This is a genomic window from Corynebacterium genitalium ATCC 33030 (assembly GCF_000143825.1).
In the GTDB taxonomy this organism is placed as follows: domain Bacteria; phylum Actinomycetota; class Actinomycetes; order Mycobacteriales; family Mycobacteriaceae; genus Corynebacterium; species Corynebacterium genitalium.
Genome location: NZ_CM000961.1, coordinates 1,064,119 through 1,085,525 on the forward strand (window position 1 = coordinate 1,064,119; position 21,407 = coordinate 1,085,525).

24 protein-coding genes and 1 tRNA gene are annotated in these 21,407 nt (G+C 63.4%); 15 read left to right on the plus strand and 10 right to left on the minus strand.

Features of this window, described 5'->3' with window-relative positions:
* Positions 1–108: 108 nt before the first annotated feature.
* Positions 109–1,362, minus strand: a complete 1,254-nt coding sequence (locus HMPREF0291_RS05005) for a sedoheptulose 7-phosphate cyclase (protein ID WP_005288904.1) — start codon at positions 1,360–1,362, stop codon at positions 109–111.
* Positions 1,363–1,638: 276 nt separating this feature from the next.
* On the opposite strand from HMPREF0291_RS05005, the gene HMPREF0291_RS05010 reads away from it, so the two are divergent.
* The gene (locus HMPREF0291_RS05010) at positions 1,639–2,250 is read left to right on the plus strand and encodes a TetR/AcrR family transcriptional regulator (protein ID WP_005288907.1); all 612 of its coding nucleotides are present in this window, start codon (positions 1,639–1,641) and stop codon (positions 2,248–2,250) included.
* A 235-nt stretch (positions 2,251–2,485) separates the two neighbouring features.
* On the opposite strand, the gene HMPREF0291_RS05015 is transcribed toward HMPREF0291_RS05010, so the two are convergent.
* The gene (locus HMPREF0291_RS05015) at positions 2,486–2,776 is read right to left on the minus strand and encodes an AAA family ATPase (RefSeq protein WP_156774806.1); all 291 of its coding nucleotides are present in this window, start codon (positions 2,774–2,776) and stop codon (positions 2,486–2,488) included.
* Positions 2,777–3,639: 863 nt separating this feature from the next.
* Here HMPREF0291_RS05015 and ctaD point away from each other — a divergent pair.
* From ctaD to HMPREF0291_RS05030, 3 genes are all read left to right on the plus strand, one after another.
* Positions 3,640–5,508 carry an aa3-type cytochrome oxidase subunit I gene (ctaD, locus tag HMPREF0291_RS05020; protein ID WP_005288912.1) on the plus strand — a complete coding sequence of 623 codons (1,869 nt, stop codon included), beginning with the start codon at positions 3,640–3,642 and terminating at the stop codon, positions 5,506–5,508.
* A 77-nt stretch (positions 5,509–5,585) separates the two neighbouring features.
* Positions 5,586–6,836, plus strand: coding sequence for a phosphoserine phosphatase SerB (gene serB, locus HMPREF0291_RS05025; RefSeq protein WP_005288916.1), 1,251 nt, complete (start codon positions 5,586–5,588; stop codon positions 6,834–6,836).
* Entirely contained in the window at positions 6,836–7,654 is an 819-nt protein-coding gene (locus HMPREF0291_RS05030; RefSeq protein ID WP_005288919.1) for an aminoacyl-tRNA hydrolase, read from the plus strand. Before serB ends, HMPREF0291_RS05030 begins: the two co-directional genes overlap by 1 nt.
* Here the strand turns inward: HMPREF0291_RS05030 and HMPREF0291_RS05035 are convergent.
* Both HMPREF0291_RS05035 and HMPREF0291_RS05040 read right to left on the minus strand, forming a co-directional pair.
* Positions 7,612–9,624 carry an ATP-dependent DNA helicase gene (locus HMPREF0291_RS05035; protein ID WP_005288922.1) on the minus strand — a complete coding sequence of 671 codons (2,013 nt, stop codon included), beginning with the start codon at positions 9,622–9,624 and terminating at the stop codon, positions 7,612–7,614. The two genes, HMPREF0291_RS05030 and HMPREF0291_RS05035, sit on opposite strands and share 43 nt — an antisense overlap.
* Positions 9,624–10,940, minus strand: coding sequence for a nicotinate phosphoribosyltransferase (locus HMPREF0291_RS05040; protein WP_005288924.1), 1,317 nt, complete (start codon positions 10,938–10,940; stop codon positions 9,624–9,626). The genes HMPREF0291_RS05035 and HMPREF0291_RS05040 overlap by 1 nt, the downstream gene beginning before the upstream one ends.
* Before the next feature lie 195 nt (positions 10,941–11,135).
* Between HMPREF0291_RS05040 and clpS the strand changes: the two genes are divergently transcribed.
* The 10 genes from clpS to HMPREF0291_RS05090 all read left to right on the plus strand — a co-directional run bounded on the left by clpS (position 11,136) and on the right by HMPREF0291_RS05090 (position 18,069).
* Positions 11,136–11,423 carry an ATP-dependent Clp protease adapter ClpS gene (clpS, locus tag HMPREF0291_RS05045; protein WP_040423530.1) on the plus strand — a complete coding sequence of 96 codons (288 nt, stop codon included), beginning with the start codon at positions 11,136–11,138 and terminating at the stop codon, positions 11,421–11,423.
* A gap of 50 nt (positions 11,424–11,473) precedes the next feature.
* Entirely contained in the window at positions 11,474–12,013 is a 540-nt protein-coding gene (locus HMPREF0291_RS05050; RefSeq protein ID WP_005288929.1) for a DUF2017 domain-containing protein, read from the plus strand.
* A gap of 4 nt (positions 12,014–12,017) precedes the next feature.
* Positions 12,018–13,004: a P1 family peptidase gene (locus HMPREF0291_RS05055; protein WP_005288931.1), complete on the plus strand. Its 987-nt coding sequence runs from the start codon at positions 12,018–12,020 to the stop codon at positions 13,002–13,004.
* 13 nt (positions 13,005–13,017) lie between these two features.
* Positions 13,018–13,785 carry a rhomboid family intramembrane serine protease gene (locus HMPREF0291_RS05060; protein ID WP_083770259.1) on the plus strand — a complete coding sequence of 256 codons (768 nt, stop codon included), beginning with the start codon at positions 13,018–13,020 and terminating at the stop codon, positions 13,783–13,785.
* Between the two features lie 197 nt (positions 13,786–13,982).
* Positions 13,983–14,516: a MarR family winged helix-turn-helix transcriptional regulator gene (locus HMPREF0291_RS05065; protein WP_005288940.1), complete on the plus strand. Its 534-nt coding sequence runs from the start codon at positions 13,983–13,985 to the stop codon at positions 14,514–14,516.
* Between the two features lie 37 nt (positions 14,517–14,553).
* Positions 14,554–15,408 carry a glutamate racemase gene (murI, locus tag HMPREF0291_RS05070; RefSeq protein ID WP_005288943.1) on the plus strand — a complete coding sequence of 285 codons (855 nt, stop codon included), beginning with the start codon at positions 14,554–14,556 and terminating at the stop codon, positions 15,406–15,408.
* A gap of 52 nt (positions 15,409–15,460) precedes the next feature.
* A complete protein-coding gene (locus HMPREF0291_RS05075; RefSeq protein WP_005288947.1) occupies positions 15,461–16,237 on the plus strand; it encodes an MBL fold metallo-hydrolase in 777 nt (258 codons plus the stop codon).
* A gap of 10 nt (positions 16,238–16,247) precedes the next feature.
* Positions 16,248–16,979, plus strand: coding sequence for a ribonuclease PH (rph, locus tag HMPREF0291_RS05080; RefSeq protein WP_040424232.1), 732 nt, complete (start codon positions 16,248–16,250; stop codon positions 16,977–16,979).
* A gap of 11 nt (positions 16,980–16,990) precedes the next feature.
* Complete coding sequence (gene rdgB, locus HMPREF0291_RS05085) at positions 16,991–17,593, plus strand: RdgB/HAM1 family non-canonical purine NTP pyrophosphatase (protein ID WP_005288953.1); 603 nt, start codon at positions 16,991–16,993, stop codon at positions 17,591–17,593.
* A 98-nt stretch (positions 17,594–17,691) separates the two neighbouring features.
* Positions 17,692–18,069, plus strand: coding sequence for a hypothetical protein (locus HMPREF0291_RS05090; protein ID WP_050748790.1), 378 nt, complete (start codon positions 17,692–17,694; stop codon positions 18,067–18,069).
* A gap of 95 nt (positions 18,070–18,164) precedes the next feature.
* Here the strand turns inward: HMPREF0291_RS05090 and HMPREF0291_RS05095 are convergent, their stop codons facing one another.
* From HMPREF0291_RS05095 to bcp, 4 genes are all read right to left on the minus strand, one after another.
* Positions 18,165–18,545: a DUF3817 domain-containing protein gene (locus HMPREF0291_RS05095; protein ID WP_005288958.1), complete on the minus strand. Its 381-nt coding sequence runs from the start codon at positions 18,543–18,545 to the stop codon at positions 18,165–18,167.
* 31 nt (positions 18,546–18,576) lie between these two features.
* The gene (locus tag HMPREF0291_RS05100) at positions 18,577–19,059 is read right to left on the minus strand and encodes a hypothetical protein (protein ID WP_156774807.1); all 483 of its coding nucleotides are present in this window, start codon (positions 19,057–19,059) and stop codon (positions 18,577–18,579) included.
* 53 nt (positions 19,060–19,112) lie between these two features.
* Positions 19,113–19,194, minus strand: a tRNA-Leu gene (locus HMPREF0291_RS05105).
* A 74-nt stretch (positions 19,195–19,268) separates the two neighbouring features.
* Positions 19,269–19,742 (minus strand): thioredoxin-dependent thiol peroxidase, encoded by a 474-nt coding sequence (bcp, locus tag HMPREF0291_RS05110; RefSeq protein WP_040423533.1) that lies wholly within the window; start codon positions 19,740–19,742, stop codon positions 19,269–19,271.
* 67 nt (positions 19,743–19,809) lie between these two features.
* On the opposite strand from bcp, the gene HMPREF0291_RS05115 reads away from it, so the two are divergent.
* A complete protein-coding gene (locus tag HMPREF0291_RS05115) occupies positions 19,810–20,088 on the plus strand; it encodes a DUF3618 domain-containing protein (RefSeq protein ID WP_040423535.1) in 279 nt (92 codons plus the stop codon).
* A 72-nt stretch (positions 20,089–20,160) separates the two neighbouring features.
* Here HMPREF0291_RS05115 and HMPREF0291_RS05120 read toward each other — a convergent pair whose 3' ends face one another.
* Both HMPREF0291_RS05120 and HMPREF0291_RS05125 read right to left on the minus strand, forming a co-directional pair.
* Positions 20,161–20,718: an isochorismatase family protein gene (locus HMPREF0291_RS05120; protein WP_005288969.1), complete on the minus strand. Its 558-nt coding sequence runs from the start codon at positions 20,716–20,718 to the stop codon at positions 20,161–20,163.
* Positions 20,719–20,770: 52 nt separating this feature from the next.
* Positions 20,771–21,334: an LOG family protein gene (locus HMPREF0291_RS05125; RefSeq protein WP_005288974.1), complete on the minus strand. Its 564-nt coding sequence runs from the start codon at positions 21,332–21,334 to the stop codon at positions 20,771–20,773.
* Between the last annotated feature and the right edge of the window lie 73 nt (positions 21,335–21,407).

Genomic DNA, 21,407 nt, shown 5'->3' on the forward strand with positions numbered 1-21,407 from the left:
TCTCCAGTTCTTCATGGGTTAGACGCCCGGCTGTGACAGCGTCGGCGGCTGTTTCCACAGTGCTGGGCAGGTAGCTTCCGAGGCCTCCGATGTAGAGGCTGTCCCACCTCATGCCTTCAGTGCCAGGTCGTGCTTGGGCTCCAATGATGCGGCGATGTCTCCTGCTTGCATCTCGGCGAGCGTTCGCAGGGTGTCCAGAGCGTCTGCGACTTCGTCCGCGGACACGTCGTTGGCGAACTCGTGGTCGCCGATACCCACGGGCAGCGGAATGCGCTGCTTTCCACCGCGGTGGCGCACTGTATCGGCCAGTGCTGCGTCGAGGACCCCAGGTTCCTCGAGTGAGCTGTTCCAAATGGGTAGGTCAAGATCCTGCATCGTGGAAAGCACATGGGCCAGCTCGTGGCGCGTCATGCGTCCGCGGTGGAAGGAAAGGGCGCTGGACAGTGCCATGTCGATGCAGACGGCTTCCCCGTGGAGAAGCTCAGGCAGTGCCTTCATCTCCACGGTCGGGCTGAAGGTGTGGCCATAATCGACGCACCGCTCCAGGTTTGCTTCCCACAGGTTCGGCTGGAGTTCTTCAAGCATCAGGTGAATCGAGGCTCCGATGATGTCGTCTGCCGCGTTTGCGAGGGCAGGGGTGCTGCCGACGAATCCATCGTCGAGGATGGCGCGTCCATAGCTGTCCAGGAGCGACATCAGGCGGCGGGACTTGATGAGCGCGATCTTGAGGATCTCTGCCATACCGTTAGACAGGTGCCGTCGATTGAGTGAGCGCAGGAAGGAACGATCCACGTAGGTCACAGCCGGAGCGGCGTAACTACCGATCTTGTTCTTTCCCGTGCCGAAGTTCACTCCCGTTTTCACACCGACGCCGGCGTCCACGAGGCCGATCAATGTGGTCGGAATACGGATGTAGGGCGTGCTCCGGCGGTAGATGCTGGCGGCGAAGCCCACGATGTCGAGCAGTACCCCTCCGCCGATTGCGATGACGGGCTCGCTGCGGCGGTCAATTCCAGCCTCTGCCATGGCGCGGATCACCGAGTCGACGGAATCCCAGTTCTTGACCATCTCATGGGCCTCGAGGACGTGGTACGTGGCCTGCACGCCGTGGTGGGTGAAGTAGCCGCGGATCTGGCTTCCGTAGAGCTGTTCGACGGTTTCGTCGATGACGATGAGCCGTCGCGAGCGCTCGGCGGCGGCGGGGATCGCACCTGCCGTGGCCAGCGTGGAGTTCGTGACGTCGAAGAGCGCTCGTGCGGCGACTACGTCGTACGTGACCTCGTGGACTGCTCGCACGGTCCAGCGGTCGACGCCGTCTCGGGTGGTCGATCGCGACAGTCCTTCTGGGTGACGTTCTGCCATTTGGGTCTCCAAGTCTGTTGATGTTCGAGCTACGCCGCATGCCAGGGACATGGGGTGCTCAGGCGCCGTGGCACGACGACGCCGACAGTTGTCTGCTCAGGGGGCGGGGGTCCGGTCGGCGCAGGAACCTCCCGCCTACACGAGGCTAACATTATTCGTGGAATGATCGCAACACGAGTGTGACGATGCTGACCCCGAGGCGAGCATCACATGCGTCTCCAAGGAAGCGGCGTATGATTGTGTCGCTCGATGACATGCGATGGGAGGCGGTCCCTTATGGCCGGTGTGCGCGGCCAAGGTAGACGGTTCGACACCCAGGCGGCGCTAGATACTGCAATGGAAGTCTTCTGGCGACACGGATATGAAGGCACCTCTATTGCCGATTTGACGCGAGCGATCGGGATTACGGCGTCGAGTCTTTATGCAGCCTTTGACGGCAAGCGCCAGCTCTTTGATCAGGTTGTAGAGCGCTACTTGAACACCAAGGGGCGATTCACTTCACTTGCCCTTGAGGAGGAGAAGAACTCTCTCTCTCTGATTCACCGACTGCTTTTTGAGGCAGCGAATGAGTATGCCGATAGGAGCGGGCCGGGGGGGTGCCTAATCGTCAGCGCTGCAACCTGTGTAACGGATGCGAACCGCGATGTCGAAGAGAAACTCGAGGCGCATCGCCATTCAAACATCAGGCGCATTGAGGGTGTCTTGCGAGCCGATCTCGAGGCAGGGCAAATTTCCGAAGCAGTTGATCCTGTGGCCGTCGCCAGCTTCGTCGGGACCGTATTGCAAGGCATGGCCCAGCGAGGTCGCGATGGAGCTTCTGTAGATGAATTGCGCTCCACGGCTGAGATGACCTTCGCTCAAGTTGAGCAAACCTTGCAAAGTCCCTAAACCTCCCGTGGGTCGGCCTGCTCAAGAACCCACGTTGCTCAGCCCTCCCTCCGCGGAACAGTGTGTCGCTATTGCCGACTCAAGCCGATGCGGACTCTTTGCATCCCCGAAGACGACGCAACCTGACGGAGCGATGTCAAAGAAGACCCCGGCACGGAGGTAGCCGTCTGGTGCGGGCTTCCCACGATGCACGGTTTCAGCCGCGAGGACGTGCGGTCGCGGCAGGCCAGCGGCATCAGGGCGGGCTCGTGCGACGCTTTCCGGTTGGGAAGAGAGCACGATCGTCAGCGCTAAACCCGGTCAGCTCAATTTCGACTACCATCGACTCCGTCGTATCGCGAAGATCATCTACCGACAGAGAGGCATAAAGCTGAGCGACACTCGCCCCGAGGGCCAGATCGATGACACGAAGCAGCGACGACTTGCCGACATCGTTGGCGCCAACCAGGACGAGATGGGCGCGGATCTTGATCTCGAGGTCCTCGAGGCGCCGATGGTTTGCGACCTTCAGTCGTGAAAGCTTCAATCGCGCACTCTCTTTCAGCGCTAGATCCGGATGACGGCTCCTGATCGCCATCATAAGACGCTGCCTGCGCCCTATTTGCCCACGATACCCGCTTCCTCCAACTTTGACCCGCGTCGGTCCCCAGTCTTGTCCACGATAGTGCCGTCAAACGCAAGATGTGGCATCGCCAGTGCTACCCCAGGCGGTGGGACCATCCACCGACCTCCCCGGGTGAGCCACTGATCCAGAGGGAGAGCGCGCGACGCACTGCGTGTAGCTCACATAAGTTATCGCGCAGATGGGGCCGTCCGGCGGTAAACTGGGCATGTGCGACGGCAACGATCTGGTTGGCGAGAGCGGCTTCGATCGTGAGTGGCACGTAGATGGCACGAGCGGTCATCGGAGCTGGAGGGGCCGCAGGATTTATCGCCTCTCACCAGGGAGGACGGCGACTGGGCGCTCTGAGAAGGCAAGAACTGGGACTTCTAACCCGCCGATGACCCGTGGGTCCCATGCCCCGACCGATCCGTTTCCCGGGCCGGTCGGGGTATTCTTTGGCTTACCCTATTCCGGGGTTGTACCGCCCCCGTTCTGGGTTGAAATCCAAGCGTTGCCGGGCGTGCATTGTACGAGTGCACGGTCGCTTCCGGCCGGTTCGGGGCTGTGAGCTGGGTGAGTGGTTGCTTCCGAAATGGGCAGCGCGAAGACGCTGCCGGTCATCTGGAATTTCACTGGACCGCTGGTTAAGATGAAGCGGTATTAGCCGCGTCCTATCTATGACCTCTGCGAGCTGATTTTCGTCAGCTCCGGGGAAGCTTGGCTGGGGCGCCCCCAGGAAATCCCACTGGGGGTGGAGCGGCTGAAGTTAATTCAGGAGGATACGTATGACTGCTGTGGCACCACGGCTCGACGCTGATGTCGTCGAGGCTGCACCGGCACGGCCGGAGCCGACCGGCAAGGCCCGCAAAGGCACCCGCCTTTGGGGCCTGATGACCACCACGGACCACAAACAGCTGGGCATTTTCTACATCATCACGGCGTTTATCTGGTTCTTCGTCGGTGGCCTGATGGCACTGTTGATCCGCGCGGAGCTCTTCTCCCCGGGTCTCCAGTTCCTTTCTAACGAGCAGTTCAACCAGCTGTTCACCCTGCACGGCACCGTGATGCTGCTGGCATTCGGTACCCCGATCGTGTGGGGCTTCGCTAACTTCGTTCTGCCGCTGCAGATCGGTGCCCCGGATGTCGCCTTCCCGCGTCTGAACGCGTTCGGCTTCTGGATCACCACCGCTGGTGTCATCGCTATGCTCGCCGGCTTCCTCACCCCAGGTGGTGCCGCCGACTTCGGCTGGACTATGTACCTGCCGCTGGCAGACGCGATCCACACCCCGGGTGTGGGTGCTGACCTGTGGATCCTCGGTGTCGGAGCAACCGGTATCGGTACCCTGGCCTCCGCCATCAACATGGTCACCACCGTGCTCACCCTGCGTGCGCCGGGCATGACCATGTTCCGTCTGCCGGTGTTCACCTGGACCATCTTCGTGGCCTCCATCCTGGCCCTGATGATCTTCCCGCTGCTGACCGCTGCAGCCCTCGGTGTCCTCTACGACCGCAAGCTCGGCGGCCACATCTTCGACCCGGCCAACGGTGGCGCCATTCTGTGGCAGCACCTGTTCTGGTTCTTCGGCCACCCCGAGGTCTACGTCTTGGCACTGCCGTTCTTCGGTATCATCTCCGAGGTCATCCCGGTCTTCTCCCGCAAGCCGGTCTTCGGCTACATCGGCCTGGTCTTTGCAACCCTGGCCATCGGTGGCCTGTCCATGGCTGTGTGGGCGCACCACATGTACGTCACCGGTGCGGTTCTGCTGCCGTTCTTCTCCTTCATGACCTTCCTGATTGCTGTTCCGACCGGCGTGAAGTTCTTCAACTGGGTGGGCACCATGTGGAACGGCCACCTCACCTTCGAAAGCCCAATGCTGTGGTCCGTCGGCTTCCTGTTCGTGTTCCTCTTCGGTGGTCTGACCGGCATTATGCTGGCTGCCCCGCCGCTGGACTTCCAGCTGTCTGACACCTACTTCGTTGTCGCGCACTTCCACTACACCCTCTTCGGTACGGTCGTGTTCGCGTCGTGCGCAGGCATCTACTTCTGGTTCCCGAAGATGACGGGCCGCATGCTCGACGAGCGCCTGGCGAAGATCCACTTCTGGCTCGTCATGATCGGCTTCAACATGACCTTCCTGGTCCAGCACTGGCTGGGCAACATGGGCATGCCGCGCCGTTACGCCGACTACCTGGACTCCGACGGCTTCACCCTGCTGAACCAGATCTCTACGATCGGCTCCTTCATCCTGGGTATCGCCTTCCTGCCGTTCATCTGGAACGTGTACAAGTCCTGGCGCTACGGCGAGGTCGTCACCGTCGACGACCCGTGGGGCTACGGCAACTCCCTGGAGTGGGCAACCTCCTGCCCGCCTCCTGGCCACAACTTCACCTCCCTGCCGCGTATCCGCTCTGAGCGCCCCGCGTTCGAGCTGCACTACCCGCACATGGTGGAGACCCTGCGCCGTGAGGCCCACACCGGCCACCACGACCCGCGCTCTGAGGCAACCACCCCGGAAGAGAACGAGCGCACTGGCTCTGACTCCCGTGAGTCCGAGACCGTGACCTCTGCTTCGCAGCGCACTGCCACGGAGACCGTGACCAAGGTGCGTCCGGCAGACGGCCGCGACTCCGGCTCCACCAAGGCGACCGACTAGTAGGCCACTCCTGAACTAACCGGCAGGCCCCGCTCCCCACATCGTGGAGCGGGGCCTGTTGCTGTAGGTTCGAATTCATGACGTATTCGGTGACACTTCAACCCGGCCTCCAGCACGCAGTGATCACGTTGTCGGGGGCTGATCACCCCGGTGTGAGTGCGGCATTCTTCGCGGTGTTGTCCCAGCACGGGGTGCAGCTGCTGGACGTTGAGCAGGCGCAGTTCCGTGGCCGTCTTGCTCTCGCGGCGTTCGCGGGCGTCACTACGAGCGGTGTCGAGGCGCTACGCCACGACCTTGAATCGGCGCCGGAGCTGGCGGACCAATCGGTGACCATCGAGACGGACGAGGCATCTTTGGCTCCGCAGCGTCGCCGTTCCACCCATGCTGTGGTCGTGCTGGGCGATCCGGTGACGGCGGAGGCGGTCTCTGAAATCGGCCGCACCCTCGCGGACTTCGGTGCGAACATCGACCGTATCCGCGGCATTTCTGATTACCCGGTGACGGGATTGGAGTTGTCGATCACCATTCCTGGTTCCGGCGACGAGGTCAGTCACACGGTGCGCCAAGCGTTAGCGGAGCTCACCACAGCTCTCGGCGTCGATATCGCGATTGAGCGCGCTGGTCTGGCCCGCCGCTCGAAACGCCTGGTGTGTTTCGACTGCGATTCGACCCTCATCACGGGCGAGGTCATCGAGATGCTCGCTGCTCACGCGGGTCGTGAAGCGGAGGTCGCCGAGGTCACCGAACGCGCGATGCGCGGGGAGCTGGATTTTGAGGAGTCGTTGCGCGAGCGCGTCGCAACGCTGGCGGGGCTGGACGCGTCGGTGCTTGACAGCGTCGCACGCGACATCGAACTCACGCCTGGCGCGCGCACAACGATCCGCACGTTGAAGCAGATGGGCTACCGCACCGCTGTCGTCTCGGGTGGGTTCATCCAGGTGCTTGAGCCGATGGCCGCCGACCTGGACCTCGATTACGTGCGCGCGAACACGCTCGAGATCGTGGACGGGAAACTCACCGGAAAGGTGATCGGCAAGGTCGTGGACCGCAAGGCGAAGGCGGAGTTCCTCGGCGAGTTCGCTGAAGATTCGGGCCTGCGTTTGTCCCAGACGGTGGCCGTTGGCGACGGTGCGAATGACATCGACATGCTCACCGCGGCCGGTCTGGGCATCGCTTTCAATGCGAAGCCAGCGCTGCGCGAGGTCGCGGACACCTCGGTCACCCATCCGTTCCTGGATTCGGTGCTGTACATCATGGGTGTGCCGCGCCATGAGATCGATACGCTCAACGAGGAGCACGGTATCGACGGCAAAGTCGCGCTCGATTAATGCCGGAAACAGCTGACACAGCCGCGCTCATCGCGGCAGCGCACCGCTTCCTAGCCGCGAGCCTTGCCGACGACCACCGCGGCGCAGAAGACCCAGACGATCCCGCCACCGTTCAGGCGATGCAGATCGCGCTGCACATTCCGAAAGCGGACCCGCCGCAGCGTAATGACGCTCTGGTGGCCGCTGCCCAAGCCGCTGCAGCTGTGTGTCTCGACCCGCGCGCGGGGCAAGAGTCCGCCTGGCGCGACGCGCTAGCACAGTGGTACGGCCACCGGATCCGCAAGATCGCCCGCCGTGCCCGCGGTGCCGCGTGGGAGAACGCGCAGACGCTGCCCGGCTGCACGTTCCGATCCAGCGCAACGGGTCCGGTCGCCGAAGCTCGCGCGTTCATTCCGTCCGCCGTCGGGGAGGTTCCGCACGCGATCGGCAAACTGCAGATCAAAGGCACCGACCTCCCGCACGATGACCTGCCGGCGCCCAGTGTCGGTGACATCGAGATGTCATCGGTGCCAGTGATTCTTGTCGACGGCTCGCTCGCAATGACCGCGGGTAAGGCCGCCGCCCAGGTCGGCCACGGGTCGATGCTGCTTGCCGCGCAGATGAGCGAAGCGTGGGCGGTGCGCTGGGCTCTCGACGGCTTTCCCCTTGCGGTCCGCGAGATGCCACGGGAGCTTATCCGCGCCACCGCGGCGCTTCCCGCGTCTGTCCCCGTCCGCGATAGCGGGTTCACGGAGGTCGCTCCAGGGTCAGTGACGGTGGTGGCGCATCCTGGTGCCTATTCGGCGGAGGACTCGGCCGAGGACTTCTCAGCAGGCTGAGCCACGAGTCGGCGCAGCGCGCCGCGCACCACCCCGGGGTCTGTCGTCTCCCAAAAGTCGGGGAGGGAGGCGCGGAGGAAGGATCCGTAGCGCTTTGTCACCAAACGGCTGTCCAGGACGGAGACGACGCCGCGGTCGGTGGTGCTGCGCAGCAACCGGCCAGCACCCTGGGCGAGCAGGAGTGCGGCGTGGGTGGCGGAGACGTCCATGAACCCGGAGCGGCCGGCGGCGTCGGCGGCGCGTGAGCGGGCCTGGAGCAGCGGGTCATCGGGGCGGGGGAAGGGGATCCGGTCGATCATGACGTGGGAGAGGGAGCGGCCGGGGACATCGACACCCTGCCACAGGCTCAAGGTGCCGAACAGACACACGTTCTCCCCGGCGGCGAACTTGTTCACCAGTGCGCCGATGGTGTCGTCGCCTTGGACCAGAATGTCGAAGGGCAACCGGGTGCGCAGCGCGTCGGCGGCTTCTTGTGCGGCACGGCGAGAGGAGAACAATCCCAGCGTCCGTCCGCCGGCCGCGGTGATGAGCTCAGCCATCTCGTCGAGGGTGCCATCGCTGATGCCGTCGCGGCCCGGCGGCGGCAAGTGCTTGGCGGTGTAGAGAATTCCAGAGCGACGCGGGTCAAAGGGGGTGCCGGCGTCGAGGCTGTCCCAGGTGCCGTCGGGAAGCCCCCAGGCCGCGGCCATCGCGCGGAAGTTGCCGCCTACAGCAAGGGTGGCGGAGGTGAGCACGACCGTCTTCTCGCCAAACAAGTTGTCGCGCAGCAAAGCCGACACGGACAGCGGCGCTACTGAAACGGAGGCGGACTCCGGGCTGGAGGAGGCGCTGCGGGCGAGCCAGACAACGTCGAAATGCTTGGCGGGATCGTCTTCGTCAAAGACGCTCAAAATGCGATCGAAGGAGGTGTACAGCTCACCAAGGTGATTGCGCAGGTTCTCTCGCTCGGCTGCGGTCTCCGGGTCTTTGGTCGCTTCGCCTTCTGGGGCGCGGGCGATGGCCTCTCCGGTGCGGCGCAGTTCATCCTGCACTGCGACGAAGGCGGCGCGGGTGGGATCCGAGATCGTTTCCCAGCGGCCGGGGGATTCGGTGTCGAGGACGGCGGCGAAGTCGTCGATAAGCTCCTCGAGCGTGTCTCTGCGCCTGTTTTCTCCCAGCTTCCCGGCGCGGCGGGCCGCGAGCCGCAGCGCGTGCGGGGAGATCTCATTGGTGGCCACGGAGGTGACGCGGCCGTCGAGCTCGTGGGCCTCGTCGATGATGACGGCGGAGTGCTCGGGCAGGATGGAGGCACCCGAAAGCGCGTCGATGGCTAAAAGCGCATGGTTGGTCACCACGATGTCAGCCTCGCCGGCGCGCACACGGGCGGCTTCGGCGAAGCATTCGGCACCGTGCGGGCACCGTGTGGCGCCCAAGCACTCGTTGGCAGTGACGGAGACATGCCGCCATGCTTTGTCGGGCACACCGGGTTCAAGGTCATCGCGGTCACCGGTCTCGGTTTCTTCGGCCCATTCGTGCACGCGTTTGACGTGGCGGCCGAGCCAGGAGACGTCTTCTTCGTCGACCAGTGCTTCCTGTCCGTCCCCGGTGCCGTCCAGAACACCGATCTTGTTCAGGCACACGTAGTTGGAGCGGCCCTTCAAAATGGCAAACGTCGGGGTGCGCGGCAACAGCGGGTCAAGGGCTTCCACCAGGCGCGGCAGGTCGCGCTCTACCAGCTGGCGCTGCAGAGCGAGCGTTGCCGTGGAGACGATCACGGTCGTGTCGTTCGCCTGCGCGTGCCGGATCGAGGGCACCAGGTAGGCCAAAGATTTGCCGGTGCCGGTGCCCGCTTGGACGGCGAGGTGGCGTTCCTCGGCAAGCGCTTTGGAAACGGCCTCCGCCATGGCGATTTGCCCCGGGCGTTGCGTGCCGCCGAGGGATTCGACGGCAGCGTCGAGAAGCTCGCGCGCAGACAGCGACAACCGTTCCATCACTCTTCCGGGAATCCGACGAAGCGTGTGCGGATCGCCGGTTCATCGCGGGACAACGACAGACCTTCCCAGGGCAGCGTTTCGCGTTGTTTCGCAAGGTGGGTGCGGGTCGCTTCAAGGTCATCTAGCCCCTCGACGACTTCACCGTCGCGGATGAGCGGGACAACCAACTCGCGGTAATCCAGCGTCGTCGGGGTGCCGGGGTGCTTATCGAGCGGGTAAACGATCTCGTCGACCGCGACACCGGAGCCGCGGTACGTGCGCAGGGCGCCCTTCGCGCCGCCTTTCATTTGCTTGCCGGAGCTGCGCTTAGCGACGGGCACACCGTCTACCTCCACAAGCTTGTACACCATTCCTGCCGTGGGAGCTCCGGAACCCGTGGCTACCGACGTGCCCACGCCGTAGCCGTCGACCGGGTCCGACCGCAGGCCGGCGATGGCGAATTCGTCCAGGTCGGAGGAAACGATGATCTTCGTGTTGTACGCACCGAGCTCATCGAGCTGCGCCCGCACGCGCCGCGACATGATGCCCAGGTCACCGGAGTCGATGCGTACGCCGCCGAGTTCCGGGCCCGCGACCTCCACGGCATTGGCCACACCCTGGGTGATGTCATAGGTATCCACCAGCAGGGTCGTGTCCACACCGAGGGAGTCGATCTGCGCCTTGAAAGCGGCCTTCTCGTTCGGGGTGCCGTCAGGGTTGGTGTGCAGCAGCGTCCAGGCGTGGGCGGCGGTACCGGATGCCGGGATGCCGTAGCGCAGGGAGGCTTCCATGTTGGAGGTGGAGCCGAACCCGGCGATGTAGGCGGCGCGTGCACCTGTCACCGCAGCCTGCTCGTTGGTGCGGCGCGAACCCATCTCCATGATCGGGCGGCCGTCGGCAGCCGTGACCATGCGCGAGGCGGCGGAGGCGATCGCGGAGTCGGAGTTGAGGATCGACAGGATGACCGTCTCCAGGATGCAGCATTCTGCGAATGTGCCGCGCACGGTGAGGATGGGGGAGTAGGGGAAGTACAGCTCACCTTCCCTGTAGCCGTCAATGTGCCCGGTGAAGCGGTAGTTGCGCAGGTACTCACGGGTTTCCTCGCTAAGGAAGTCGGCCGTGGACAACTGGTCTTCAGTGAAACGGAATTTCTCCACGGCTTCAATCAGGCGGCCAGTGCCTGCGACAACCCCGTAACGGCGTTCGTTGGGCAGCTTGCGGGCGAAGACTTCGAAAACGCATTGGCGCGAGTGGGTGCCGTCCTTTATGGATGCATCGAGCATGGTGAGCTCGTACATGTCGGTGAGAAAGGCGGTTGACGGCTGTTCGTTCATGCAGTCAAGCCTAGTCTTTCCTCGTCTTCGAACGACAAGGACAGAGCTGTGTCGGTGTTGTGTCAGCGCCGTGTCAGTAGCAGTGGCAGTGGCCGTGGCAGCGTGGGGCGTACGCGCAGAGCACTCTTTAGTACGCTTGAAGCCATGACTGGTGTCAACCCTGAGATTCGGCCCGGTGTCCGGATGGGTTCCCCCATGGCCACACCTGACCTTGATGAGCAGATTGAGGTCAACGTCGACACGGCGGAGAACCTGCCGTGGATGTGCATTGTGTGGGACGACCCGGTGAACCTGCAAAGCTACGTCACCTACGTGTTCCAGACAGTGCTGGGTTACGGCCGCAAGCGCGCCCAGGAGCTGATGATGCAGGTGCACACCGAAGGCAAAGCCGTGGTGTCCTCCGGCGAGAAAGACAAGGTCGAGGGCGACGTGAAGAAGCTGCACACCGCGGGTCTGTGGGCCACGATGCAGCAAGCTGGTTAAAGTTCCCGTCCGGCCGCGTGATGTGGCCGGGCTTGGAAAGGAGATAAGGCATGCAGCCGTGGCGGCGGAAGAAAGGCCTGATGCGGGCCACACGCTTTAGCACTGTGTTCGAGCCGATGGAGCGCGAGGTCATTGGGGATCTCACGGCCACGGTGTCGGAGGCGTTGATCCAGCGCGCGCAGTCTGCGCCGAAGGATGAGCTCGCGGAGATGATGGATATGCCCTCCGGCCACACCGAGGCGCCGGCGGACCCGTCGCTCGCCCGCCTCCTGCCGGATTTTGAGCGCGCCGGGGACGAAGAATTCGACGGCGACAACGCTCTGCTGCGCAGCCTGCACGAAACGGACATCATCAAGGCGAAGCTGGCGAACTTGCAGGTGATCAACACTGCGCTTGGTCCGACTGGCGGGGTCGCGGTGAGTGTCGAGGAGCACGAGGCGCAGCAGGTCATCGCCGCGTTGAACGACATGCGCCTCTACGTCGCTGCCGCCGACGCTCCGACAGAGGCTGCTGAGCAGGACCGCGACAACCTTGTCGAGTGGCTCGCGTACTGCCAGGAATCGCTGCTGCAAGCGCTGATGGGGGAATAAACGCATGGAGCTTATCGACGGTTTCTCCCTCCCCGGTTTAGCCCTCGGCCACCAATCGCTAGGCGACACAGGAGTGACGGCGCTTGTCTCCACGTCTGCCGCCGGCATGGTGGCAGCCGTCGACCAGCGCGGTGGCGGCCCCGGCACCCGGGAAACTGACCTACTCAAACCCCACAACACAGTGGAGCGCGTGAACGCGATCGTGCTGGCCGGGGGTTCTGCCTTCGGTTTGGCCGCAGCCGATGGCGCGATGCGCGAGCTGGAATCCCGCGGCCTCGGGTTCGCAGTATTCGGTGAAAGCAACCCGGGCCCCCGGGTGCCGATTGTCCCCGCTGCCGTCATCTTCGACCTCATCATCGGCGACCCGAACCACCGGCCCAGCCCCGAGGACGGTGCCGCCGCAGTGCGTGCGGCTCTCGACGGCCACAGCGGTGATGCGGTCTCTGCCGTGCCTGTTGGTTCAGTCGGTGCCGGCTGTGGCGCGACCGCCGGCGTTCTCCGCGGCGGGTTCGGCGTCGCGCAAGCACGTGTCGGCGATTTCACCGTTGCCGCCGCTGTCGTGGCCAATCCGATCGGCAGTGTCATTGACCCGGATACTGGCCGCTTCTTCGGTGACCCCGCCCGCCCCGCTGTGGACCTGGATGCCTTTGCCGCGTTGGTGCGACCCCAACCGAAACTGAATACCACGATCGGGGTGGTGGCGACGGACTGCCCGGTGGGCATCGAAAAGCTTGAGCGCCTCGCGATGACCGGCCATGACGGGATTGCTCGCGCCGTGCGCCCCGCACATTCGCCTCTCGACGGCGATACCCTGTTCGCCGTCTCCACCGCCGAGCCGGAGGCATACACGGGGTCCGCAGCCGCCGCGGACCCGGACCTCTACTACGCCTTGTGCGACGCGTCCGCTCGGTGCGTCGAAGCTGCAATCGTCCGTGGCGTCGCGGCCGCTGAACCTGGTTATGGTGTCGCCGCGTGGAACGAGATCACCTAAGCTTGGCCGCACCATGAGCTATCCATATTCCTCCCCGCATCCTGGCCAGGGACCTACATACGGTTTCAACCCCTACGGTGGTCAACCCGGTCAGCACGGTGCTCCCGGCGTTGGCGGCGGTCCCGTTGTGCCCTCTCAGCAAAGGAGTCCGTACCGCTCCCGCGGCCAGCAAACGCGAACGGGCTTCACCTACGCCATCGGATATGTGGTGCTCATCTGGGCGGTGCACATAGTCAATGTGGTCATCTTCGGCGGCCGGTTGACGTACTTCGGCATTCACCCGCTGGACCCTTCTTCGCTGCCGCACATCCTCTCATCGCCGATCCTGCACGCGAACTTCGAGCACCTGATGTCCAACACGATCCCCGGCGCGATTTTCGCGTTTTTGATCGGCTACTCCGGGCATCGGGTGTTCTGGGAGGTCACGGCCTTCGTGGTGCTGGTGGGCGGGATCGGCACGTGGATTCTTGGCGGGTTGGGGACAAACCACATCGGCGCCTCCATGCTCGTGTACGGCTGGCTGGGCTACTTGCTTGTACGCGGATTCTTCAACCGTTCCGGCAGCCAGATTGCGCTGGCGGGTGTTCTGGGCCTGATGTACTCAGGATTTATTTGGGGTGTCTTGCCTATGCAGGACGGCATTAGCTGGCAGGCTCACCTGTTCGGCGGCCTTGGCGGTGTCGCCGCTGGTGTGCTGATCACCTCGGACGATCCGCCGGAACTGCAGGCCAGGAAGCAATCCCGGAAGGCTGAGAAACAGGCGCGGAGGCAAGCGCGCTGAACCTGTGAACTACATGGGCAAAGGCTTCTTTGTCGCGCATTCATTGTTCGGTTATGGACAAGGAAATCAGATTAAATTCAGATTTTCAGAAAATTTTCTGAGCAAAAGACCTGTTCACTGCGTTTTCGGTACATGCAAAAGAAATATTTTCTGTGTCAGCACATGAACTTCTAAGGTCTTAGATTATACTAAGCGTTATGGGAAACATGGACGCGAACTTGAACACACGACTTTCTGCGCACGAGGCTGAGACCTGGACGCGCGTTTGGGCCTGCCACATGAAGCTGCCGTCGACTCTGGACGCACAGCTCAAGCGTGATGCAGGTGTCACCTACTTCGAGTTTCAGGCTCTCCTGAACGTGGCAAAGGCTCCGAAGAAGTCTCTGCGCATGACCGAACTGGCTGACGCAACGATGATGTCTCTGTCTCACCTCTCCCGCGTTGTCACGCGTCTGGAGAAGAAGGGCCTCGTCTCCCGTACCCCGGATCCGAACGACGGCCGCTCCACCTTCGCTACGCTGACGCCGGCCGGCGCCAAGACCGTCGATGCAGGGCTCCCGGGCCACGTGGGCGAGATGCGCCGCATCATGTTCGACAACCTGTCGGACTACGAGATGGAGGTCGTCTCCTCCGCTCTGGCCAAGATGGCTGCTGCTCTGGCGGAGTCGGCACGCCCGGTCGTCGCGGACTCCCCGCTGGTCGGCGAATCCTCCGGCCTGGACGCCGCTTAATGCAGTTCGGCTGCGGCTGCCACTAGACTGGCCAATTATGATTGACAGTGGTGACAGCTTCAGCGATGACAACGTCGGTGGGGGCAATAACGCCCCCATCGGCATTTTTGATTCCGGCTTCGGCGGTCTGACAGTCGCACGTTCTGTCATGGACCAGCTGCCGGGGGAATCAGTTATCTACATCGGCGACGGCGCGAACGGGCCCTATGGCCCGAAGCCGCTCGCCGAGGTGCGCGGCCACGCTATGGCGATTGCGGACGATCTCGTGGAGCGTGGCTGCAAGATGATCGTCATTGCGTGCAACACGGCTTCCGCCGCTTTCCTGCATGACGCGCGCGAGCGCTATAGCGTCCCCGTCATCGAGGTGATCAAACCCGCCGTGCGCCGCGCTGTTGCGACGACACGGAACGGCAAAGTCGGCGTCATTGGTACCCAAGCCACCATTCGTTCTGGTGTGTATCAGGATCTGTTTTCCCTGGCTCCCGGGATTGAAGCGACGGCGGCGGCATGCCCCGCTTTTGTCGAGTTTGTGGAGGCCGGTGTCACTCACGGCCGTCAAGTGCTCGGCGTAGCCCAAGGCTATGTGGAGCCGCTGCAGGCGGCGGGCGTGGATACGCTCGTGCTTGGGTGCACCCATTACCCGCTGCTGTCTGGTGTGATTCAGTTGGCTATCGGCGATGATGTCACCCTCGTCTCTTCTGCGGAAGAGACCGCCAAGGACGTGCTGCGTATTCTCACGGAGCGCGATATGTTCGCCGATGTTGACCATGAGCCGGCCCGCACCTTCGAATCGACCGGTGATCCGGAACCCTTCCACCGCCTCGGCCCGCGCTTCCTCGGCCCTGCTGCAGGCGCGTCTGTGGCGGGTGTCTCAGAGGAAAACCATGCGTGATCTTCCGCTCTCTGGCTTAACCTTTCCCTCAGGTTTGTGTAACAGTAACGTTATGAAGCTGACAGTTCTCGGGTGCACGGGGTCCTTGGCAGCGCCGGGCAACCCAGGCTCTTCCTACCTGATTGAGACGGGGGCGAACGAGCCGGGCATCCTCATGGATTTTGGTCCCGGTGCGCTGGCTGCCATGCAGGAAGTCGCGGACCCGTCTGATGCGCACCTGCTGTTTAGCCACTTGCACGCGGATCACTGCTCCGATACCGCGTCGCTGTGCGTGTGGCGCCGCTTTCACCCGACGGCTCCTGCCGGGCAGCGCCACAAGCTGTGCGGGCCCAGCTACACCCCGGAACACATTGGCCGAATGTGCGGCGACGGGCCAGATGACATCGCGGACCTGTCCGACACGTTCGACTTTCAGGCATGGGTATCCGGCAAGCCCGTCGACATCGACTCGGTGACGGTCACTCCGTTTCCTGTTGTCCACCCAGCTGCAGAGTCGCACGCGCTGCGCGTGGGGCACCGCGATTCAGGCAAGGTCATCTGCTTCTCCGGCGATTCTTGCTACACGCCCACGCTTATCGACGCCGCGCGTAACGCCAACCTCTTCCTCTGCGAAGCCGCGTGGGGCCCGTACAAGGGTGACGGCACCCCTGAGGGCATGCACATGTCGGGGCAGGAAGCGGGTGTGATTGCGCGTGAGGCAGGCGTCGACAAGCTTGTGCTCGTGCACATCCAACCGTGGTCGGACAAGGAAGCCACGCTGGAAGCTGCGCGCACGGAGTTCGAAGGCGAGATCGTGCTCGGCGAGGCTAAGGCAGTCTACGAGTTGTAGGCTCGTGGGCATGACTGAAGCTTTCTTGCGTGCCGACGGCCGCGCTCTGGACGAAATGCGCCCCGTGCGCATCACCCGCGGATTCACCTCAAACCCGGCGGGCAGCGTGCTCGTCGAGTTCGGCAACACCCGCGTGATGTGCACCGCCTCCGCCGAAGAGGGCGTGCCGCGCTTCAAGAAGGACTCTGGCGAAGGCTGGCTGACCGCCGAGTACGCGATGCTGCCGGCTGCGACCCACGACCGCATGCCGCGCGAGTCGATGAAGGGCAAGGTCAAGGGCCGCACGCATGAAATCTCGCGTCTGGTGGGCCGCTCGCTGCGCGCCGCTGTGGATCTCACGGCGCTGGGGGAGAACACGATTCAGCTCGACTGCGATGTCCTGCAGGCTGACGGCGGCACTCGCACGGCCTCGATCACGGGCGCGTACGTCGCGCTTGCGGACGCGATCGGTTACCTCAAGGAGCAAGGAGTCGTCCCCGGCGAGCCGCTGCTCGCCCCTGTTGCTGCGGTCTCTGTGGGCATTGTCGATGGCCGCGTCTGCCTCGACCTGCCGTACGAAGAGGACTCCCGCGCCGAGGTCGACCTCAACGTGGTCATGACGGACTCCGGTGACTTCGTCGAGGTGCAGGGCACCGGTGAGCACGGCCTCTTCGGCCGCGAGCAGCTCGGCTTGATGCTCGACGCCGCGGAAAAGGGATGCCGTGAGCTTATCGACGCACAAAAGGCGGCCCTCGGGTGGTAACCCCCAATCCTGTGCGTGTCCTCGTCGCCTCCGGAAACGCGAAGAAGCTCGGAGAACTGGAAACTGTTCTCTCTGAGCTCGGCATCGACGGGATCGAGCTCGTTTCCTTGCGCGACGTGCAGGCCTACCCCGAGCCTGCGGAGACGGGGCTGACATTCGCCGAAAATGCGCTCATCAAAGCCCGCGCCGGGGCAGCGGCTACCGGTCTGCCGTGCGTGGCGGATGACTCCGGCATCGCCGTCGACGCCTTGAACGGCATGCCTGGTGTTCTCTCTGCGCGGTGGTCGGGCGGCCACGGTGACGACCTTGCCAACAACGAATTGCTGTTAGCACAGCTCAGCGACATTCCTGACGAGCATCGCGGTGCAGCGTTCGTGTCCTGCTGCGCGCTCGTCGTGCCCGGCGGTTCCGAGGTCACCGCTGAGGGGCGCTGGGAAGGTGCGCTGTTGCGCGCGCCTCGCGGCTCCAACGGCTTCGGTTACGACCCGCTGTTCCAGCCTGCTGATGCTGACGGGCGCTCGTCTGCTGAGCTCAGTGCGGAGGAAAAGAACGCCCGCTCCCACCGCGGAAAAGCACTGCGCGAGCTCGCCACGCATATCGCGGCACTACGGTAGCAATCGGCTCGGGCCGCTGCGTCTCGGAGTGAGGGAGCACCGCGCTGGTAGAGTCGAATTATTAAATGCTAATCAAACTCATTGGAGGAATCGCAAAAATGACTGTTCAGTCAGCAAAGAAGGCAATCGCACTCGCAGGTGCAACCGTGATGTCTGCAGGTCTGCTCGTTGCCTGTGGTAACTCCTTGGACGGCACCTGGGAGGGCACCGGCCAGGACGCAGAGACTGGTGTCGCAGCGGGCAAGGTCACTCTGAAGATCAACGGCGGCGACTGCGAGTGGATGGTCACCAACCCGGACACTAACGAGTCTGACACCGCCCGCTGCGAGGTCGACGGCGACGACCTGAAGCTTGCCGACGTTATTACCGGCAAGGACCTGAAGTACAAGACCGAGCAGACCGAGAACTCGCTCACCCTGACCCCGGACGGTGGCGACGCCAAGGACATTCTCGTGCTGACCAAGGTCGGCGAATAGCCCCACCGACTTCTAGCGCAATAACAAAGGACCGGTTTTCACACCGGTCCTTTCACGTTTTCTAGGGGGCTGGACGCGCCCATCCAGCGTTGGCACTACGCCAGATCGAACTCTGCCTTGACCTCCCGGCGGCGCCAGTACTCTACGAAGAAGGAGAGAAACGGCACCACGCCGGCCAGTGCGGTCACCAGCCATGTCTGCACCGACCACCGTGCCTTCATGCCCAGATTGAGTGTGGCCAGAAGGAACAGCGCGTACATCCAGCCGTGGCCGACCGCCACCCAGTTCAATGCGCTGACATCCATGTTCAGCCCGTACTCCATGATCATGCGTGCGCACAGGAGCAGCAGCATGACACCGGTGACCCACGCAGCAACGGAGAAGAGGTTCAGTGCGGTCTTCACGCGGCGCTGGCGCTCAGGGTGAACACGGGGCTGGCCCGGCTGCGGGGCGGGCTGGCTATCAGGCGTTGTCATGGGGTGTAGTTTCTCCTTGTAGTACTGGGCGTCACGCGTCGTGCTGGCGGCGTCGCGGCGTGTTCAGGGCGTTGAACTCCTCGACGTTGAGCTCCGGGCGCGAGGGCAGGAAGTCCTCGAGGAGGTCCTCGTCGGCAGTGCGGCGGGACTCGGGCGCGGCGTCGGTTTGGTTCGGGCTGGGGGAGGGGTTGCCGAAGGTGGCGGCATCAGCGTCGTAAAGCGCCTGCATGCGGTCGCCGGAGTTCTCCGCGTCAATCTTCTCGTTTTCCATCCGCATGCCTGCGCGGTAAATGAAAATGAGGAAAAGGCCAAACATGGGCCACTGCAGCGCGTACCCGAGGTTTTGTAGCGAACCGGTGCCGGAGGTGTAGCGCGACCACTGCCAGTTAGCCAGCATCAGCGAGACGATCACAGCAGCGATGAGCAGCAGCACGTGCCACGCCTTCACGCGCACATGGTCGCGTTGCGGCTGTTCTTCGGGGCTGGAAGAGGAGCCCGGCGCTGGTTCGGTCACAGTGAAAGTCTATCAACCGGCCTAAGTGCGCCAAAAGCGCCGGGAATGAGTAGTGCGCCCGGAGAGACTTGAACTCTCACGCCTTACGGCACTGGAACCTAAATCCAGCGCGTCTGCCAATTCCGCCACGGGCGCCTATTCGCGCATGAGCCGATGCCCGGTGCGCGAAGCGGTTCACAGTGTACAGGGTGCGTAGTTCACGGCGAAAGCTAGAGGTCCAGATCGCGCAGCAAACGGCCAACGTGGCCGGTTGCTTTGACGTTGTACTGGGCGGATTCGATGGTGCCGTCGGCATCGACCAGGAAGGTGGAGCGGATGACGCCTTGGACGATCTTGCCGTAGTTCTTCTTCTCCCCAAAGGCGCCGTATGCGGTCATTGCCTCCTTGTCCGGGTCGGACAGCAGCTCGAAGCCCAGGTCGTGGTCGGCGCGGAACTTCGCCAGCTTCTCCGGGGTGTCAGGGCTGATGCCCACAACGGCGACAGAAGCGTCATTGAACTGGCTCAAGTTCTCGGAGAAATCGCACGCCTCGGTGGTGCAGCCCGGCGTGTTCGCCTTCGGGTAGAAGTAGACGATGACGCGCTGACCCGCATAGTCGCTCAGCGACACGGTGTCGCCCTTGTCGTTGGTGAGGGTGAAGTCGGGAGCCTTATCGCCGGGGGTCAAGCGTGTGTTTTCAGTCATGCCCGCCACTGTAGCGGGGATGCAGTACTGTGGTGGCGAGAGAAATTTATCCACAAAGGAGTATGACGTGGCACGCGACATTAACGACATCCAGCGCGACATCGAGCGCACCCGCGGCAACCTGGCCCAGACGATCGACGAGATCGCTGACCGCACCCGCCCGGAGAACCTGGCCAACAACGCGAAGGCTCAGGTGCAGAACAAGATGAAAGACGACAAGGTGCAGAAGGTTCTCGCCGGCATCGGTGTCGCTATTGCCGCCATTGTGGTGATCAACGTGTCCAACAAGCGCAAGAAGAAGAAGGATCTCAAGGACCTGCAGCGCCTGCTGGCAGACCGCAAGTAGTCCTTCGTCGCGCCCAAGCGCACCCTGCGCAATATCCGTTGCGGGGTGCGCTGGTCGTGTTTCTAGACTGGTTTAGGCCAGCTCGGCACCGGCGCTGCGCATCTCCTCGAGGGCGGCGGCGCCGCGTGCGTCGTCGACAGGCGAGCACATTTCGCGCAGTACACGCACGTTGAAGCCTTCCTTCAGCCCGTCGAGCACGGTGGCGCGCACGCAGTGGTCGGTGGCGATGCCGACGACATCGATGCCAGCGACATCGTGCGCTTTCAACCAGTCAGCGAGCAGCGCGCCCTCGCTTGCCGACGCCCCCTCGAAGCCGCTGTACGCCGCCTCGTACTCGCCTTTGCGGAAGTACTCGTCGAAGCGGACATCTGCGATAGACGCGCGCAGTGCGGCACCTTCGGAGTCCGCGACGCAGTGGACCGGCCAGGTGTCGACGAAGTCCGGCTCTTCCGAGAAGTGGTTGCCCGGATCAATGTGCCAGTCCTGGGTAGCGACAATGTGGGAGTAATTATCGGCGGCGGCGATGTGTTCGGCGATGGTGGCAGCCACTTCATCACCGCGTGCGGTGCCGAGGGTGCCGCCGGGGCAAAAGTCATTCTGTACGTCAACGACAACGAGTGCGTGGTTCATGCGTGCCAGCCTAGCCCGCGTGGCCGGTGCGCGGATGCTTTCACCACCGTGCTCACCACCGGGGCGGTTGGGGTGTCCAGTGCATCAGTGCGGCGAGGAGCTCGTCCGGATCGTCAGCCACAACGAGACTGTCGCGGTCTTCCTGGCGCACAAACCCGTGGGCCACCATGTGATCGATCATGTCCGTCAACGGCCGCCAGAAATCAGCGCTGAGCAGGCCAATAGGTTTGGTGTGCAGGCCGAGTTGCTGGTTGGTCCATTCGTCGAAAAGCTCGTCGAGCGTGCCCGCACCACCAGGGAGCGCGACGAACGCGTCGCACCGCTGACTCATGATGCGTTTGCGCTGCGCGAGCGTATCCACGATGACCAGTTCCCCCAACCCTGTGTGCGCCACCTCGTGGGCGGCGAGGTGCTCTGGCATGACGCCCACGCTGGCGCCGCCGGCATCAATGACCCCCTGAGCGAGAGCGCCCATCATGCCCAGCCGGCCGCCGCCGTACACCAGGGTCATTCCGTGGCGCGTCAACGCGGTACCGAAGGCGTGCGCGAGGGACGTCATTGCTGGGTCCACACCCTCGCGCGCCCCCGCGAACACAGTCACTGCGGAGATATTCACGTGCCCCAGGGTACAAAAGGCTGGGTGTGGAATGCGGGCAAAGAAAAACAGGCCGGGAGCAACTCCCAGCCTG

Coding starts and splice junctions, on each gene's coding strand:
- serB (WP_005288916.1), top strand. CDS start 5,586: ATGACGTATTCGGTGACACTTCAACCCGGCCTCCAGCACGCAGTGATC.
- HMPREF0291_RS05050 (WP_005288929.1), top strand. CDS start 11,474: ATGCAGCCGTGGCGGCGGAAGAAAGGCCTGATGCGGGCCACACGCTTT.
- ctaD (WP_005288912.1), top strand. CDS start 3,640: ATGACTGCTGTGGCACCACGGCTCGACGCTGATGTCGTCGAGGCTGCA.
- HMPREF0291_RS05060 (WP_083770259.1), top strand. CDS start 13,018: ATGAGCTATCCATATTCCTCCCCGCATCCTGGCCAGGGACCTACATAC.
- HMPREF0291_RS05040 (WP_005288924.1), bottom strand. CDS start 10,940: ATGAACGAACAGCCGTCAACCGCCTTTCTCACCGACATGTACGAGCTC.
- HMPREF0291_RS05075 (WP_005288947.1), top strand. CDS start 15,461: ATGAAGCTGACAGTTCTCGGGTGCACGGGGTCCTTGGCAGCGCCGGGC.
- HMPREF0291_RS05030 (WP_005288919.1), top strand. CDS start 6,836: ATGCCGGAAACAGCTGACACAGCCGCGCTCATCGCGGCAGCGCACCGC.
- HMPREF0291_RS05010 (WP_005288907.1), top strand. CDS start 1,639: ATGGCCGGTGTGCGCGGCCAAGGTAGACGGTTCGACACCCAGGCGGCG.
- HMPREF0291_RS05065 (WP_005288940.1), top strand. CDS start 13,983: ATGGGAAACATGGACGCGAACTTGAACACACGACTTTCTGCGCACGAG.
- HMPREF0291_RS05055 (WP_005288931.1), top strand. CDS start 12,018: ATGGAGCTTATCGACGGTTTCTCCCTCCCCGGTTTAGCCCTCGGCCAC.
- HMPREF0291_RS05005 (WP_005288904.1), bottom strand. CDS start 1,362: ATGGCAGAACGTCACCCAGAAGGACTGTCGCGATCGACCACCCGAGAC.
- clpS (WP_040423530.1), top strand. CDS start 11,136: ATGGCCACACCTGACCTTGATGAGCAGATTGAGGTCAACGTCGACACG.
- bcp (WP_040423533.1), bottom strand. CDS start 19,742: ATGACTGAAAACACACGCTTGACCCCCGGCGATAAGGCTCCCGACTTC.
- HMPREF0291_RS05090 (WP_050748790.1), top strand. CDS start 17,692: ATGACTGTTCAGTCAGCAAAGAAGGCAATCGCACTCGCAGGTGCAACC.
- HMPREF0291_RS05095 (WP_005288958.1), bottom strand. CDS start 18,545: ATGACAACGCCTGATAGCCAGCCCGCCCCGCAGCCGGGCCAGCCCCGT.
- rph (WP_040424232.1), top strand. CDS start 16,248: ATGACTGAAGCTTTCTTGCGTGCCGACGGCCGCGCTCTGGACGAAATG.
- HMPREF0291_RS05120 (WP_005288969.1), bottom strand. CDS start 20,718: ATGAACCACGCACTCGTTGTCGTTGACGTACAGAATGACTTTTGCCCC.
- murI (WP_005288943.1), top strand. CDS start 14,554: ATGATTGACAGTGGTGACAGCTTCAGCGATGACAACGTCGGTGGGGGC.
- HMPREF0291_RS05035 (WP_005288922.1), bottom strand. CDS start 9,624: ATGGAACGGTTGTCGCTGTCTGCGCGCGAGCTTCTCGACGCTGCCGTC.